A 14,356-nucleotide genomic window follows, 5' to 3' on the forward strand; every position below is an offset into this window, starting at 1 on the left:
CTATTCTGTATGTACAAAAGTACATACAGGATGTGCCATGCTTTTTGAGTGGGATGAGTCCAAAAATAGAGCCAATATTGCCAAGCACGGCATCGATTTCAATGACGTTCCAGATATCTTTCGGCATCCAATGCTGGCCTTACGCGATGATCGGGCAGATTATGACGAAGAGCGTTGGATCAGTATTGGCTGGATAAAATTGTTAATGGGTGTGGTCGTATACACCGAACGGTGTGGTGATGTGATCCGTATCATCTCCGCCCGCAAAGCTACCAAGAAGGAGGCCAAATACTATGACGCAAACATCGAAAACTGATTGGGAGCGCCTGGCCAAGATGAGTGATGAAAAAATCGATACCAGTGATATTCCTGAGCTGGACGCCGACTTTTTTCGGCGTGCCGAGTTGCGTGTGCCGGTGAAGCAGGCGGTAACTATCAGGCTGGATGCAGATGTTCTGGAGTGGTTCAAAGGCCAGGGGACTGGCTACCAGACGCGCATTAATCAGCTGTTGCGCCAGTACATGCAGGCCCATCAAGGCTGATTAACCGCAGATTTACTTCAGCGCCCGTCTGGGCACTGCTTTTATTGAAGCAGGTTTGTGGGCAAGTCCAGGCCATAAAAAAGCGCCAGGGCCTAATGAATAAGCTGCCTGACGCTGTTAAGTGTGGGAGCTGGCTTGCCTGCGATTGCAGTGTGCCAGGCAGCCAATTGGGTACTGACACTGCGCTATCGCAGGCAAGCCAGCTCCCACAGGGTCCAGCGGTTTCAGCCTCAGTCGATGCCGACAAACCCGCCGGTCTGGTGCTGCCACAACCGCGCATACAACCCGCCATGGGCGAGCAGCTCGGCATGGCTGCCGGTCTCGGCAATCTGGCCTTTTTCCAGCACCACCAGCCTGTCCATCCGCGCGATGGTCGACAATCGGTGCGCAATCGCAATCACGGTCTTGCCTTGCATCAGGGTTTCCAGGCTTTCCTGGATCGCCGCTTCGACTTCCGAGTCCAGCGCCGAGGTGGCCTCGTCCATGATCAGGATCGGCGCGTCCTTGAGCAGTACCCGAGCGATGGCGATGCGCTGGCGTTGCCCGCCGGAGAGTTTCACCCCGCGCTCACCCACATGGGCATCCAGCCCGGTGCGGCCTTCGGCGTCCGACAGCAGCGGGATGAACTCGTCGGCGCGGGCCTTGTGGATGGCGGCGTTGAGTTCCTCATCGGTGGCGTCCGGCTTGCCGTACAGCAGGTTGTCGCGGATCGAACGGTGCAGCAGCGAAGTGTCCTGGGTGATCATGCCGATCTGTGCGCGCAGGCTTTCCTGGGCGACCTCGGCGATGTTCTGGCCGTCGATCAGGATGCGTCCGCCTTGCAGGTCGTACAGGCGCAGCAGCAGGTTGACCAGAGTCGACTTGCCTGCGCCGGACGGGCCGATCAGGCCGATCTTTTCCCCGGCTTTGATGTTCAGGTTCAAGCCACCAATGATTCCGCTTTTCTTGCCATAGTGAAAATCCACCTGCTCGAAACGCACGTCGCCATGGGGCACGTTCAGGCGCGGCGCGTTCTCACGGTCGGTCACCGCCAGCGGCGCAGCGATGGTTTTCAGGCCGTCCTGCACCATGCCGATATTTTCGAAGATGCCGTTGACCACCCACATGATCCAGCCGGACATGTTGACGATACGGATTACGAGGCCGGTGGCCAGGGCAATCGCACCGACCGAGATCAACGATTGCGTCCATAGCCACAACGCCAGGCCGGTGGTGGTAACGATCAGCAGGCCGTTGAGGATGGCAATGGTCACGTCCATGCTGGTCAGCACGCGGGCGGCCAACTGGGTTTTTTCGGTCTGCTCGATGATCGCTTCCTTGGCGTATTCCTGCTCATTCTGCGTATGAGCAAACAGCTTCAAGGTGGTGATGTTGGTGTAGCCGTCAACGATACGCCCCATCAACTTGGAGCGCGCCTCGGAGGAAATCACCGAGCGCTCTTTCACGCGCGGCACAAAGTAACGCAAGGCCAGGCTGTAGCAGATGATCCAGGTGATCAGCGGAATCATCAGCCGCCAGTCGGCCTCGGCAAACAGCACCAGGGCACTGATCGCGTAGATCGACACATGCCAGATGGCTTCCGCCGTCGCCACCGCCGAGTCACGCAGTGAGTTGCCGGTTTGCATGATGCGCTGGGCGATGCGCCCGGCGAAATCGTTCTGGAAGAAATTCAGGCTCTGCTTGAGCACGTAGCTGTGGTTCTGCCAGCGGATCAGGCTGGTCATGCCGGGGTTGATGGTCTGGTGCACCAGCAAGTCATGCAGGCCGTTGAAGATCGGGCGCAGCAGCAGGGCGACCACGGCCATCCAGATCAGCTCGGCGCTGTGAATCTGGAAGAAGTCGGCGGGCGGCGTGCCTTGGGCCAGGTCGATGATGCGGCTCAGGTAGCTGAACAACGCCACTTCGATCAGCGCGCCGATCAGGCCGACCACCAGCAAGGCGGCAAAGCTCGGCCACACTTGGCGCAGGTAGTAGAGGTAGAAGGGCAGGACTTTGTCGGGCGGGGCGTCGCTGGGCGCGGCGCGGAAGATGTCGATCAGTTGTTCAAAACGACGATAGAGCATTAGGTTGACGCCCGCCTGGCGGGCTCTCCTGTTCAAATGCGCGCGTGGCCTTGTGGGCCACGCGCGGAGCTACCTGCAGACCTCAGTCGATGCGCTTGGCCGACTTGATCACAACAGGATCGATAGGCACGTTCTGCATGCCCTGCTTGGTGGTGGTTTGCGAGTTGACGATCACGTCGACCACATCCATGCCTTTGACCACTTTGGCGAACACGGCATAACCGGCGTCGCGGCCTGGGTCGAGGAACGCATTGTCGGCCACGTTGATGAAGAATTGGCTGGTGGCCGAGTTCGGGTCATTGGTGCGCGCCATCGACAGGGTGCCGCGCACGTTATGCAGGCCGTTGCTGGCTTCGTTCTTGATCGGCGCTTCGGTTGGCTTTTGCGACATTTGCGCGGTGAACCCGCCGCCCTGGACCATGAAGCCCGGGATCACACGGTGGAAAATGGTGTTGGTGTAGAAGCCCTTGTCGACGTAGGCGAGGAAGTTTTTGGTGCTGATCGGCGCCTTGATCGGGTCCAGTTCGATTTCGATGTCGCCGTTGGTGGTGGTGATCAGAACGTGGGGTGCCTTGGCGGGCTCGGCAGCCATCAGGTTGGCAGCGAACAGTACGGAACCGGCAAAGAAGGCGATTTTTTTCAGCATGGGTCAGTGATCCTGGGTAGTGGTTTCGACTGTCTTTAGAAAATCGAGCAAGGTAGCGTTAAAGACTTCGGGTTGGTCCAAGGGCGTGGCGTGGCGGGAATCTTCGATCACCACCAGCCGCGCATCGGGCAGCAGTTTTACATAGATTTCTTTCTGCGCCACGGGCGTGTAGTCATGGTCGGCGCTAATGACCAGGGTTGGACAGGAAATCTTCGAAAGTTGTTCCTGTACGCCCCAGCCCACAATCGCGTCGAAGCTGGCGAGATAAGCACGTTTGTCGTTTTTTGCCCAGCGTTCGGCCATTTTGCGGCGCAGGTCGCCCTGGTGCGGTTTGGGGAACAGTCGGTCGCCGAGCGCCTTGCCGATGGTGGCCAGGCTGAGTACGCGCGCCAGGCTCCAGCGCTTGGCCCACTGCCAATAGTCATCGGCGCTGCGCACCTTGACCTCGGGCGCGCTGTTGACGATGCACAGGCTCTTGAGCAGCTGAGGTTCGTCCACCGCCAATTGGAAGGCGATCATGCCGCCCATGGACAAGCCCACCACATGGGCGGGCGGCAGGTTCAGGTGTTCGATCAAAGCCAGCAGGTCAAAGGTGAAACCCTTGATGCTGTAGCGTTCTCGCGGTTTGTCGGAGCGACCATGACCGCGCACATCCACCACAATCAGGCGGTAGTGGCGGGCCAGCACGGGAATCTGCAACTCCCAATCCTGGCAGCTGGAGCCCAGGCCGTGGATCAGGATCAGCGGGCTGCCGTGGCCGTATTCCTCGTAATGCAGATTGCAGCCTTCATGGTCGAACCAGGCCATGGGTGAACTCCGTTTCAGGCTTGCTCAGGCGCGGCGAAAGGCGCGTCCAGGGGAGCGGTGTCGAAGGTGCGCAGCAATTCCACGAGAATCTGCGTGGCTGGGCCCAGGGGTTTGTCCTTGTTCGCGTACAGGTAAAACGTCGGGTTGCGGCTGCCGCCCTTTTCCAAGGGTAGCTGCTTGAGCAGGCCTTCGTTGAGCTCACGCTCGATCATGTGCCGAGGCAACCAGGCAAAGCCCAGGCCGCTGCTGACAAAGGCGGCGGCGGTGGCCAGGCTGCCGACGGTCCAGCGCTGTTCGGCACCGAGCCAGCCCACGTCCCGTGGCTGCTGGCGGCCGGAGTCGCGAATCACCACCTGCATCTGGCTCTCCAGGTCCTGGAAACTCAACTCGCGGCTCAGGCGATGCAACGAGTGATCGGGGTGGGCCACGGCGATAAATTCCACATCGCTCAATTCCGTCCCCAGGTAGCCAGGGATGATGAACCCGCTGATCGCGAGGTCAGCCATGCCGTCCATCAACAACTCTTCCACGCCCGACAATACTTCTTCGCGCAGGCGCACGCGGCAGCCTCGGCTTTGCGGCATAAAGGCGGTGAGGGCACGCACCAGGCGTGCATTCGGATACGCGGCATCCACCACCAGGCGTACTTCGGCCTCCCAGCCCTGTTCCATGTGGTGGGCAAGGTCTTCCAGTTGGCTGGCGTTTTTCACCAGTTGGCGCGAGCGGCGCAGCAGCACTTCACCGGCTTCGGTGAGTACCGCTTTGCGCCCGTCGATGCGCAGCAGCGGCACGCCCAACTGGTCTTGCATGCGCGCCACGGTGTAACTCACTGAGGATTGCGAGCGGTGCAGCGCTTCAGCCGCCTGGGCGAAGCCGCCATGGTCGACCACGGCTTGCAACGTGCGCCATTGATCGAGGGTAACGCGGGGCGCTTTCAAGATGAGCTCCTCTTGTCCTAAGCTGGCGGTCCTTATTGGAGACTGCCGAATGAGAAAATTCTGTTGTGTATTGCTGGCGCTGCTGCCGATGAGCGCGTTTGCATTCAGCACCGATGTGACGAAAGACATTCAGGGCGTGAAGATCGATTACAGTGCGTCGGACGTCGACAGCAATATCAGTTCGATCCAACTGACCAACTACGGCTCCAATGATGCGGAGTGCAAGGTGCGCTTTACCAACGGCCCGGAAGCGCCGCGCACTCGCAAAGTCACGGTTGCGGCGGGGAAAACCACCAACACCACGGTCAATTTCAGCCGCGCCATTATCAAAATGCGTATCGCACTGACCTGCACCCCTAAATAAACCGGCAGCGGAGCATGCCCACAGCAATACTCCGCTTATAAACAAATTTCTAGATGGGTTGTAGCAGTTTTTTGCGCTTTTTTATCGAATTGGCTCTGTTTAATCTTCACTCCATCGCCTTACAGCATTTACAGATGGAGCCTACCTAGCCATGTCCAATGTTCTGATCATCGAAAGCAGCGCCCGCCAGCAGGATTCAATTTCCCGCCAGCTTACCCAACAGTTCATCGGCCAATGGCAGGTCGCTCATCCGGCGGATCAGATCACCGTGCGCGACGTGGCCCTTGACCCGGTCCCGCACTTGGACGCCAACCTGCTCGGCGGCTGGATGAAGCCCGCCGACCAGCGCAGCGACATCGAACAGGCGTCCCTGGACCGCTCCAACGAATTGACTGACGAATTACTCGCTGCCGACGTGCTGGTGATGGCCGCACCGATGTACAACTTCGCCATCCCCAGCACCCTCAAAGCCTGGCTGGATCACGTGTTGCGTGCTGGTGTGACCTTCAAGTACACCGCCACCGGCCCTCAGGGTTTGTTGACCGGCAAGCGCGCCATTGTGTTGACCGCTCGCGGCGGTATTCACACCGGCGCCAGCTCCGATCACCAGGAACCGTACCTGCGTCAGGTCATGGCGTTTATCGGCATTCACGACGTCACCTTCATTCACGCCGAAGGCGTGAACCTGAGCGGCGACTTCCAGGAGAAGGGCATCAACCACGCCAAAGCACTGCTGGCACAGGTCGCGTGATCGTTTAATCGTCACATAATCGCGTGGTGTTTATATCGCCCCACGCAAACCCTTCAAGTACGCGTATCGAACCTCCCTTTGCACTTGTTGCTCCTGAGTGCTCCTACCCGACTGCCGCTATAGCGAGGTCGGGTTTTTTTTGCCCCGAGTTTCAGTAAACGCCGAAAACCCTTAAAGTCGCGCCCATTCGAAACGAGGCGCGCATGGGCTATTTACTGGTTGTCACCCTGATTCAGGCATTTTCCTTCAGCTTGATCGGCGAATACCTCGCCGGCCACGTCGACAGCTACTTCGCCGTACTGGTGCGCGTGGTGTTGGCTGGCCTGGTATTTATCCCGCTGACCCGCTGGCGTTCGGTAGAACCAAGGTTTATGCGCGGCATGCTGGCGATCGGCGCGCTGCAGTTTGGTGTGACCTACGTGTGCCTGTACTTGAGCTTTCGTGTGCTCACCGTGCCGGAAGTGCTGCTGTTCACCATCCTTACACCGCTACATGTGACCCTGATCGAAGACGCCCTCAACCGGCGCTTCAACCCTTGGGCGCTGATTGCTGCGCTGGTGGCGGTGTCCGGCGCGGCAGTGATCCGCTTCGACCAGATCACCCCGCACTTCCTCGGCGGCTTTTTGCTGCTGCAACTGGCCAACTTCACCTACGCCGCCGGGCAGGTGATGTACAAGCATCTGGTGGCGCGCTATCCGAGTGATTTGCCGCACTACCGGCGCTTCGGCTACTTCTACGTGGGCGCCTTGATCGTGGTGTTGCCGGCATTCCTGCTGTTCGGCAAGGCCAATTACCTGCCCGACGCACCGTTGCAATGGGGCGTGCTGGTGTTCCTCGGGTTGGTCAGCACCGCGCTCGGCATGTATTGGTGGAACAAGGGCGCGTGCCTGGTCAATGGCGGCACCCTTGCGGTGATGAACAACCTGCATGTGCCGGTGGGGCTGTTGCTGAACTTGCTGATCTGGAATCAGCATGAGCCGCTGGGGAGGCTGGCGTTGGGTGGGTTGGTGATTCTGGGGGCGGTGTGGATCAGCCGGTTGGGTGTGCGCAAGGAGGCGATCCACCGCTGAACCTATGTGGGAGCGGGCTTGCCCGCGATGGCGTAGTGTCAGTTTGCACATTTATGGACTGATACACCGCTATCGCGGGCAAGCCCGCTTCCACAAGGGGAATGGCGGTATTATGCAGAGGTGTGTTCCAACGTCGGCAGGTGACTGGCACCCAACACCGCCGGCACCATCCCCGCGCGCAAGTCATTGCCACTCGGCTGCTGATACAGGCTCAAGCCGAACTCCGGCAACACCGCCAGCAAATAATCAAAGATATCGCCCTGAATGCGCTCGTAATCCGCCCACGCTGTGGTGCGGGTGAAGCAGTAGATTTCCAGCGGCACGCCTTGGGCGGTGGTTTGCATCTGGCGCACCATGCAGGTCATGTTCGGCTGGATGTCCGGGTGGCTTTTCAGGTAGGCCAGGGCGTAGGCGCGGAAGGTGCCGAGGTTGGTCATGCGGCGGCGGTTGGCGGACAGCTGCGCGCTGTGGCCCTGGGCTTCGTTCCAGGCTTTGAGTTCGGCCTGCTTGCGGCTGATGTAATCGGTGAGCAGGTGCACCTGGGTCATGCGCACTTCTTCGTCGTCGCGCAGGAAGCGCACGCCGCTGGCGTCGATATACAGGCTGCGCTTGATGCGACGCCCTCCGGAGGCTTGCATGCCGCGCCAGTTCTTGAACGACTCGGACATCAGGCGCCAGGTCGGAATGGAGACGATGGTCTTGTCGAAGTTCTGCACCTTGACCGTGTGCAAGGTGATGTCGACCACATCGCCGTCGGCGCCGACTTGAGGCATTTCGATCCAGTCACCGACCCGCAGCATGTCGTTGCTGGTCAGCTGTACGCTGGCGACGAACGACAGCAGCGTGTCCTTGTAGACCAACAGGATCACGGCCGACATTGCACCCAAACCGGAGAGCAGCAATAGCGGCGAACGGTCGATCAGGGTGGCGACGATAATGATCGCGGCAAACACGAACAGCACCATCTTGGCCAGTTGCACGTAGCCCTTGATCGAGCGGGTGCGCGCATGTTCAGTGCGCGCGTAGATATCCAGCAGGGCGTTGAGCAGGGCGCTCACAGCCAGCGTCATGAACAGGATGGTGAACGCCAGGGCCACATTGCCGATAAACAAGGTGGCGGTCTTGCTCAGGTCCGGCACCAGGTACAGGCCGAACTGGATCACCAATGACGGCGTCATCTGCGCCAGGCGGTGGAAGACTTTGTTGTGCCGCAGGTCATTGAGCCAGTGCAGCGCCGGTTGCCGGCCGAGCAATTTGACGGCGTGAAGGATGAGGTAGCGCGCGACCCGCCCAACGAGCAGGGCCACCACCAGCAACACCAGCAAACCCAAGCTCGCATGCAGCATCGGGTGTTGATCGAGGGCGCCCCAAAGGTCTTGGACGTTGAGCCAGAACTGTTTGATATCCATGGGTGAAACCGATTCTTCTGTAAGACAACACGGGGCGATTAGAGCATTTAAGTGCTTCAAAGTTGACGTTGTAGACAAATATCCTGACAAAAAAGCAGCTGATTCGCCCTGTTCGCGTAAAGAAACTCGGTTTGGACGCCCGAAACCGTTACCCTATGCAGCTGATATTTTGTATTTCTTCGAGGTAGCACCCGTGTTTTCCCAATTCGCCCTGCACGAACGCCTGCTCAAAGCCGTGGCCGAGCTAAAATTTGTCGAGCCTACGCCTGTGCAAGCAGCGGCCATCCCGCTCGCGCTCGAAGGGCGTGACCTGCGGGTGACGGCTCAAACCGGGAGTGGCAAGACCGCCGCTTTCGTCCTGCCGATTTTGCACCGCCTGATCGGCCCGGCCAAAGTCCGCGTCAGCATCAAAACCCTGATCCTGCTGCCGACCCGCGAGCTGGCCCAGCAGACGTTGAAGGAAGTCGAGCGCTTCTCGCAGTTCACCTTCATCAAGTCCGGCCTGATCACCGGCGGTGAAGACTTCAAAGTCCAGGCCGCCATGCTGCGCAAGGTGCCGGATATTCTGATCGGCACGCCAGGGCGCATGATTGAACAACTCAACGCCGGCAACCTCGACCTCAAGGAAGTCGAAGTGCTGGTGCTCGACGAAGCCGACCGCATGCTCGACATGGGCTTTGCCGATGACGTGCAGCGCCTGGTGGCTGAATGCGTGAATCGCCAGCAAACCATGCTGTTCTCCGCCACCACCGGTGGGTCGACGTTGCGCGACATGGTTGCCAAGGTCCTGAACAACCCTGAGCACTTGCAGGTCAACAACGTCAGCGACCTGAACGCGACCACGCGTCAGCAGATCGTCACCGCCGACCACAACGTGCACAAAGAGCAGATCCTCAACTGGCTGTTGGCCAACGAGACCTATCAGAAGGCCATCGTGTTCACCAACACCCGCGCGGCGGCTGACCGTATTTACGGCCGCCTGGTGGCGCAGGACTACAAAGCGTTCGTCCTGCACGGTGAGAAAGACCAGAAGGACCGCAAACTGGCCATCGACCGCCTCAAGGCTGGCGGCGTGAAAATCCTGGTGGCCACCGACGTCGCCGCGCGCGGCCTGGACGTGGATGGCCTGGACATGGTCATCAACTTCGACATGCCACGCAGCGGCGACGAATACGTGCACCGTATCGGCCGTACCGGGCGTGCCGGCAACGATGGCCTGGCGATCTCGCTGATCTGCCACGGCGACTGGAACCTGATGTCGAGCATCGAGCGCTACCTCAAGCAGTCGTTCGAGCGCCGCACCATCAAGGAAGTCAAAGGCACCTACACCGGGCCGAAGAAGGTCAAGGCGTCGGGCAAGGCAGTTGGCGTGAAGAAGAAAAAGGTCGACGCCAAGGGCGACAAGAAAAAGGCCGGTGCCAAGTCGCCGACCAAGCGCAAGATTGCCAACCGGCCGAAGACTGACAACCTGTCGCTCGTCAGCAAGGATGGCATGGCGCCGCTCAAGCGCCGCAAGCCAGAAGCACCGGCTGCCGAGTAAGGCAGGGTGATGTGAAAAAACCGGACAATGTCCGGTTTTTTTATGCCTTCAGTTTTTGCTTTCAGCGGCGGCTTTTTCGAGGTCTTTGAGGCGCTGATCGATCAATTGGCATTTGTCAGGCAAGTCCGCAGCCGTCGTGTCCATGTCCATTTTCTGCAGTTCTGCATTCATTTCTTTGGCCTTGGTCGGGTTCTGCTTAGTAAGCTTGGTCACTTCCTGAGCCAGTTGTTCGCGTTTCGCCGTGGCTTCTTCAGGCGTACACGCCCAGGCTGGCAGGGCAGTCAGCAGCGTGGCGGCGATGGCCAGGTTTATCAGGGTTTTCATGGTCGGACCTCCTTGGCAGTGGTGTTCAGTTGAGGTGGCGAACGTCTGGAAAGTTCAGAGAAATGACGGCTGTCTATTCAGCTGAACGGCCAGTGACGAGACATGTCACACCTTTAGACGGGCTACTTTCCACCGGCCTGCAGGAGGAATCAGGATGACGACTTACAACTGGGATTTGATCGAACGTCTGCTGCATGAAGTGCAGAACGGCGAAGGCAGCTTTGCCCCACGTAAATACGCTGAGCAGGAGGCGGCTGAGAAGGCCACGGCGGGTGAATCCACCGGTAATCTGGATACGCTGAAAAAGACCGCTGCGGATTATGAAGCGCTGCTGTTCAAGCGTGGGTTTATTGAATCGCGCCCGGAAGAAGAGGGCGGTAATGGTGAGAATTTCATCCTGACCGCTCGCGGCGCACAGCTCCTGGCGCTGATTGATAGCTCCATTCCGGGCAATGATCACCCGCGCCAGGTGCTGGATGACCAGGCGGACGCGCTGGAGCCGGCGACGTTTGATGAAGTGGCTTCGAAGGCGCAGATTGCCTGAAAGATAGACCACAGACCTCATGTGGGAGCGGGCTTGCTCGCGAATGCGGAGTTTCAGTCGATACGTCTTGTGACTGATTCACTGCATTCGCGAGCAAGCCCGCTCCCACATTTTAAATGGCGGCGCCTTTAAGGCATTTGAGCGCCTTGAAATCGCTGCGCACGCTGTCGATTTTCTGAGTCAGCTTCAACCGTTGCTGCACGGTACTTTCCGCCATCAAGTCGACAATCAGGCTGCGTGCCGCCGCTTCCGTCTGGGCATAGGCAACCTTGTAATCCGGCGTCCACAGGCTTTCACGGTCCACCAGCAATTGTTGGATTTTCTGCGGGAAGTCGGCGTTTTTGCGCTGCTGCACGGCGGCGATGAACTGCGTCTGCCAGCGGGCGCGGTTGCCGATCCACTGCTCGTTTTGTTCACCCAGGGCAATAGACCAGGCGGTGACGCGGTTTTGCTGGCTGGCACTGAGCGGGCCAATCCAGGCGTCCAGGCGTTTGCTCATGCGCTGGGCACGTTCCTTGATCTGCTGCTCCAGAGGCGGCTTGAGGTATTCGTCCTGACGCTTGCGTAAGTCCTTGGCCAGAGCGTCGCTCATCTCCTTGACCTGCTGATCATCCAAACCTTGCAGCAGTTGAATGGCCGACGGTGTGATCTCGCGGGCCACCTCGGCAATCGCCTGCTTGGCTTCGACGGTACGGGCCTGCAACGCGGCGTCGGTGACCTGATTGTTGTCGACCATCTGTTGCAGGCGATCGAGCCAATCGAGATAGCCTGGCAATTGCGTGGTGCAGTGCCAGGCCAGGTGCTCCTTGAGTTTGTCGTTGAACCAGCTCTTCTGCCCGGCGTTCATGTCCAGGTAGTCGTTGAGTGTCCAGGGGATAATGACATCCAGATTGCGGTAGGCCAGGCCCACGCGATTGCAGCCGGCGAGCACCAGGCTCAGGGTCAGCAATACCACCATTAGTTTGAGCCGACGCAGCATGGGCGATTCCTTGCGCAGAGGGGGTTAATGCATGTGAGCCTGCGCGGGGTGCGACAGTTCAGCCCGTCAATAAAACGACCGAGCGGCCTTCAACGTCAACAGGCCATCGCATTGCGAGTTGTGTCCAGAGTAGGCCGAGCAGTCGCCGCCGCTGAGGCTGGAGTCGCTGTAGATCAGGTCCAGGTCGATGCCCTTCCATGCGCGGGAGAACTGTACCGACCAGTCACTGAACGAACTGATGGCGCCGCCCTCTACGGAGGCCGGGGTGCCCAGTTGGTGGGTGGTGTACTTCATGCTGACGCCGATGCCGAAGGGCTGCGTACCCCCCAGGTCGGCGAACAGGGTGCTGTCGTGGCGGTCGGGGTCGTTGCTGAAAGAGACGCCGAAGCGATTGCCCAGCAGATTCAGACCGCCGTAGAACTCCTGGCTGTCCAGCGGGCTGAGCTTGGGATAGCTGTAGTGGATCAATCCGACTTCATAGCCCAAGGTCTGGTCGAAAGGGCGCTTGAAGCCCATATAGGAGTCGACTTCGAGGTTATTGGCAGAGGATAGCCCTATGTTCGGTGAGAACTGGCCAAAATACAGGCCGCTGTCATGGCTCAGGTCCAGGCCACCGTGGAACGAGTCGCTGCCGGGGGACGTGGGCTTTACCAGGCCCTGGGCCATGCTGCGGCTTGGCGTAGTGCCCAACTTCAGGTCGAAATCGCCCAGCTCACGCTGAAAAATCTGCGCTTCGGCAACGGGGCTTGCCGCAAGGGCAGCTATGAGAAAAAAGCAGGGCTTGAGCATGCTTCACTCCATGAAAAGCGAGGAGCAGTAACAGGAAGAATCGGGCAGATGCCCGTGCTAGACGTGTGCAAGCATACCGGCGTAAGCCTGGAGGTGAGGCCCGTTCGTCGATTAGCACACTACTGGATGATGCAGAGAGGGGTTTTGGTCTCTAGTCCTAGCGCCTTGAGGACAAGACGCTTAGGGACCAGAAGTACTGCGCGAGTTTTACTTTTTGCCCAGGCTGATCTGCTTGGACGGGCCGAAAGTCTGGCCGCTCACGCCCTTGGCAATTTGCTGGATTTCGCCGCCGGACTTGAGGAAAGCAGCAATCTGGCTGTTGATCGATTCGCTGGTTTCAACGGCTGGAGCTGGCTTTGCTTTGCTGTTGGATGCTTTTACGCGCATGGCGGCCACTAACCTGTAGAAAATTAACTTGGCCAGGCATCGTACAGGAAATACTTGACAATTGCTTGGCAAATATCCCTCAGGAATAATTGAGCGCGCTCAAATCAGCCAAAGTTTGTCAGTGAAATAACGCCCTAACTTACTGTTTTAACTCGAAAGCGTTTGAGTAAACGGCCAGCCTCCTCAGGAAAAATTCAGTGCTCTGATCAGACGAGCGGGGCGGTGCCATTGGATCGCCACGCCACGCCACGATTTTTCAGGCGCGCGCGCGTGCGCGGCGCAACTCGGGTAGAATGCGCCCCACGTAACGAGGGTATTTGGAAATGGCTTTAGTCGGGCGCTACAACAGCTTGCAAGTGGTTAAACACACTAACTTTGGTTTGTACCTGGACGGTGCGCAAGATGGCGAAATCCTCTTGCCGAATCGGTATATCCCCAAAGATATTCCCAGTGAAGATGAAGACTGGCTGAACGTGTTCATTTACTTGGACAGCGATGACAAACTTATCGCAACGACTGAAAAGCCGAAAGTTCAAGTCGGCGAATTCGCCAGTTTGAAAGTCGTCGAGGTTAACAGCATTGGCGTATTCCTCGACTGGGGTTTGCCAAAGGATTTATTGCTGCCGTATTCGGAAGAAAAACGTCAGCTGACCGCCGGTGAGTACTGCGTGGTGCACGTCTATCTCGACAAGCACACCAAGCGCATCACCGCCACCGCGCGGCTGGACCGCTACCTGGACAAGACGCCTGCCAACTACCAGGTGGGCCAGGAAGTTGACCTGCTGGTGGCCGAAGCTACGGACATGGGCTTCAAGGCGATCATCAACAACAAGCATTGGGGCCTGATCCACAAGAACGAAGTGTTCAAGTTCCTGCGCCCGGGCAAGGAAGAGAAAGGCTTCATCAAAGAGATCCGCGCCGATGGCAACATCAGCCTGAGCCTGCAGCCGGTCGGCCAGGAAGCGGCCTCCAGCCTGAACTCGAAGATCCTCGCCAAGTTGCGCGAAAACAACGGCAGCCTGCCCGTCAGCGATAAGAGCGACCCGGCGGTGATCAGCAACTTGTTCGGCGTCAGCAAAGGCAACTTCAAAAAGGCCATTGGTGCGCTCTACAAGCAAGGTCAGATTGTGATTCACGCGGATCGCATTGAACTAAGCTGAGTGCGATTTGCTCTTCTGTAGGAGCAATTGGGCTCCTGCAGAG

17 protein-coding genes are annotated in these 14,356 nt (G+C 58.6%); 8 read left to right on the forward strand and 9 right to left on the reverse strand.

Annotated features, from left to right (window positions below; genetic code table 11):
• The first annotated feature begins 37 nt into the window (after positions 1–37).
• Together L8I05_RS01325 and L8I05_RS01330 are read left to right on the forward strand one after the other, a co-directional pair.
• A complete protein-coding gene (locus L8I05_RS01325) occupies positions 38–316 on the forward strand; it encodes a BrnT family toxin (protein WP_242166954.1) in 279 nt (92 codons plus the stop codon).
• Positions 294–542 (forward strand): BrnA antitoxin family protein, encoded by a 249-nt coding sequence (locus L8I05_RS01330; RefSeq protein WP_242166955.1) that lies wholly within the window; start codon positions 294–296, stop codon positions 540–542. The genes L8I05_RS01325 and L8I05_RS01330 overlap by 23 nt, the downstream gene beginning before the upstream one ends.
• Before the next feature lie 230 nt (positions 543–772).
• Here the strand turns inward: L8I05_RS01330 and L8I05_RS01335 are convergent, their stop codons facing one another.
• The 4 genes from L8I05_RS01335 to L8I05_RS01350 form a co-directional block, all read right to left on the reverse strand.
• Entirely contained in the window at positions 773–2,605 is a 1,833-nt protein-coding gene (locus L8I05_RS01335) for an ABC transporter ATP-binding protein (protein WP_242166956.1), read from the reverse strand.
• A gap of 82 nt (positions 2,606–2,687) precedes the next feature.
• Positions 2,688–3,251, reverse strand: a complete 564-nt coding sequence (locus L8I05_RS01340) for a peptidylprolyl isomerase (protein WP_242166957.1) — start codon at positions 3,249–3,251, stop codon at positions 2,688–2,690.
• A 3-nt stretch (positions 3,252–3,254) separates the two neighbouring features.
• A complete protein-coding gene (locus L8I05_RS01345; RefSeq protein WP_242166958.1) occupies positions 3,255–4,058 on the reverse strand; it encodes an alpha/beta hydrolase in 804 nt (267 codons plus the stop codon).
• 14 nt (positions 4,059–4,072) lie between these two features.
• Positions 4,073–4,996: a LysR family transcriptional regulator gene (locus L8I05_RS01350; protein WP_242166959.1), complete on the reverse strand. Its 924-nt coding sequence runs from the start codon at positions 4,994–4,996 to the stop codon at positions 4,073–4,075.
• Between the two features lie 49 nt (positions 4,997–5,045).
• Here L8I05_RS01350 and L8I05_RS01355 point away from each other — a divergent pair, with 49 nt between their 5' ends.
• The 3 genes from L8I05_RS01355 (at position 5,046) to L8I05_RS01365 (ending at position 7,181) form a co-directional block, all read left to right on the forward strand.
• On the forward strand, positions 5,046–5,360 hold the full coding sequence (locus tag L8I05_RS01355; RefSeq protein ID WP_159958770.1) for a 3-phosphoglycerate kinase: 315 nt from the start codon (positions 5,046–5,048) through the stop codon (positions 5,358–5,360).
• A gap of 151 nt (positions 5,361–5,511) precedes the next feature.
• Positions 5,512–6,111, forward strand: coding sequence for an FMN-dependent NADH-azoreductase (locus L8I05_RS01360; protein ID WP_242166960.1), 600 nt, complete (start codon positions 5,512–5,514; stop codon positions 6,109–6,111).
• Between the two features lie 203 nt (positions 6,112–6,314).
• Complete coding sequence (locus L8I05_RS01365; RefSeq protein WP_242166961.1) at positions 6,315–7,181, forward strand: carboxylate/amino acid/amine transporter; 867 nt, start codon at positions 6,315–6,317, stop codon at positions 7,179–7,181.
• Between the two features lie 110 nt (positions 7,182–7,291).
• Here L8I05_RS01365 and L8I05_RS01370 read toward each other — a convergent pair whose 3' ends face one another.
• Complete coding sequence (locus L8I05_RS01370; RefSeq protein ID WP_242166962.1) at positions 7,292–8,590, reverse strand: mechanosensitive ion channel family protein; 1,299 nt, start codon at positions 8,588–8,590, stop codon at positions 7,292–7,294.
• A 193-nt stretch (positions 8,591–8,783) separates the two neighbouring features.
• Here L8I05_RS01370 and L8I05_RS01375 point away from each other — a divergent pair, with 193 nt between their 5' ends.
• Positions 8,784–10,130 (forward strand): DEAD/DEAH box helicase, encoded by a 1,347-nt coding sequence (locus L8I05_RS01375; RefSeq protein WP_053257387.1) that lies wholly within the window; start codon positions 8,784–8,786, stop codon positions 10,128–10,130.
• A 48-nt stretch (positions 10,131–10,178) separates the two neighbouring features.
• Here L8I05_RS01375 and L8I05_RS01380 read toward each other — a convergent pair whose 3' ends face one another.
• Positions 10,179–10,454, reverse strand: coding sequence for a hypothetical protein (locus tag L8I05_RS01380; RefSeq protein WP_242166963.1), 276 nt, complete (start codon positions 10,452–10,454; stop codon positions 10,179–10,181).
• A gap of 154 nt (positions 10,455–10,608) precedes the next feature.
• On the opposite strand from L8I05_RS01380, the gene L8I05_RS01385 reads away from it, so the two are divergent.
• Positions 10,609–10,998 (forward strand): transcriptional regulator, encoded by a 390-nt coding sequence (locus L8I05_RS01385; protein WP_069551088.1) that lies wholly within the window; start codon positions 10,609–10,611, stop codon positions 10,996–10,998.
• 112 nt (positions 10,999–11,110) lie between these two features.
• Here L8I05_RS01385 and L8I05_RS01390 read toward each other — a convergent pair whose 3' ends face one another.
• From L8I05_RS01390 to L8I05_RS01400, 3 genes are all read right to left on the reverse strand, one after another.
• Entirely contained in the window at positions 11,111–11,977 is an 867-nt protein-coding gene (locus tag L8I05_RS01390) for a DUF6279 family lipoprotein (RefSeq protein WP_242166964.1), read from the reverse strand.
• Positions 11,978–12,043: 66 nt separating this feature from the next.
• Positions 12,044–12,766 (reverse strand): TorF family putative porin, encoded by a 723-nt coding sequence (locus L8I05_RS01395; RefSeq protein ID WP_242166965.1) that lies wholly within the window; start codon positions 12,764–12,766, stop codon positions 12,044–12,046.
• Positions 12,767–12,973: 207 nt separating this feature from the next.
• Positions 12,974–13,153 carry a hypothetical protein gene (locus L8I05_RS01400; protein ID WP_003193095.1) on the reverse strand — a complete coding sequence of 60 codons (180 nt, stop codon included), beginning with the start codon at positions 13,151–13,153 and terminating at the stop codon, positions 12,974–12,976.
• A gap of 323 nt (positions 13,154–13,476) precedes the next feature.
• On the opposite strand from L8I05_RS01400, the gene L8I05_RS01405 reads away from it, so the two are divergent.
• Positions 13,477–14,313, forward strand: a complete 837-nt coding sequence (locus L8I05_RS01405) for a S1-like domain-containing RNA-binding protein (protein WP_028617391.1) — start codon at positions 13,477–13,479, stop codon at positions 14,311–14,313.
• Positions 14,314–14,356: the final 43 nt, after the last annotated feature.

Origin of the sequence: Pseudomonas sp. MONT-RG-20F-20-E-7-02 (assembly GCF_022662395.1) — a bacterium.
Lineage (GTDB): Bacteria > Pseudomonadota > Gammaproteobacteria > Pseudomonadales > Pseudomonadaceae > Aquipseudomonas.

Excerpts from the sequence above, each read along its gene's own strand:
- L8I05_RS01325 (WP_242166954.1), top strand. The coding sequence starts at position 38 with ATGCTTTTTGAGTGGGATGAGTCCAAAAATAGAGCCAATATTGCCAAG.
- L8I05_RS01330 (WP_242166955.1), top strand. The coding sequence starts at position 294 with ATGACGCAAACATCGAAAACTGATTGGGAGCGCCTGGCCAAGATGAGT.
- L8I05_RS01335 (WP_242166956.1), bottom strand. The coding sequence starts at position 2,605 with ATGCTCTATCGTCGTTTTGAACAACTGATCGACATCTTCCGCGCCGCG.
- L8I05_RS01340 (WP_242166957.1), bottom strand. The coding sequence starts at position 3,251 with ATGCTGAAAAAAATCGCCTTCTTTGCCGGTTCCGTACTGTTCGCTGCC.
- L8I05_RS01345 (WP_242166958.1), bottom strand. The coding sequence starts at position 4,058 with ATGGCCTGGTTCGACCATGAAGGCTGCAATCTGCATTACGAGGAATAC.
- L8I05_RS01355 (WP_159958770.1), top strand. The coding sequence starts at position 5,046 with ATGAGAAAATTCTGTTGTGTATTGCTGGCGCTGCTGCCGATGAGCGCG.
- L8I05_RS01360 (WP_242166960.1), top strand. The coding sequence starts at position 5,512 with ATGTCCAATGTTCTGATCATCGAAAGCAGCGCCCGCCAGCAGGATTCA.
- L8I05_RS01365 (WP_242166961.1), top strand. The coding sequence starts at position 6,315 with ATGGGCTATTTACTGGTTGTCACCCTGATTCAGGCATTTTCCTTCAGC.
- L8I05_RS01370 (WP_242166962.1), bottom strand. The coding sequence starts at position 8,590 with ATGGATATCAAACAGTTCTGGCTCAACGTCCAAGACCTTTGGGGCGCC.
- L8I05_RS01380 (WP_242166963.1), bottom strand. The coding sequence starts at position 10,454 with ATGAAAACCCTGATAAACCTGGCCATCGCCGCCACGCTGCTGACTGCC.
- L8I05_RS01385 (WP_069551088.1), top strand. The coding sequence starts at position 10,609 with ATGACGACTTACAACTGGGATTTGATCGAACGTCTGCTGCATGAAGTG.
- L8I05_RS01390 (WP_242166964.1), bottom strand. The coding sequence starts at position 11,977 with ATGCTGCGTCGGCTCAAACTAATGGTGGTATTGCTGACCCTGAGCCTG.
- L8I05_RS01395 (WP_242166965.1), bottom strand. The coding sequence starts at position 12,766 with ATGCTCAAGCCCTGCTTTTTTCTCATAGCTGCCCTTGCGGCAAGCCCC.
- L8I05_RS01400 (WP_003193095.1), bottom strand. The coding sequence starts at position 13,153 with ATGCGCGTAAAAGCATCCAACAGCAAAGCAAAGCCAGCTCCAGCCGTT.
- L8I05_RS01405 (WP_028617391.1), top strand. The coding sequence starts at position 13,477 with ATGGCTTTAGTCGGGCGCTACAACAGCTTGCAAGTGGTTAAACACACT.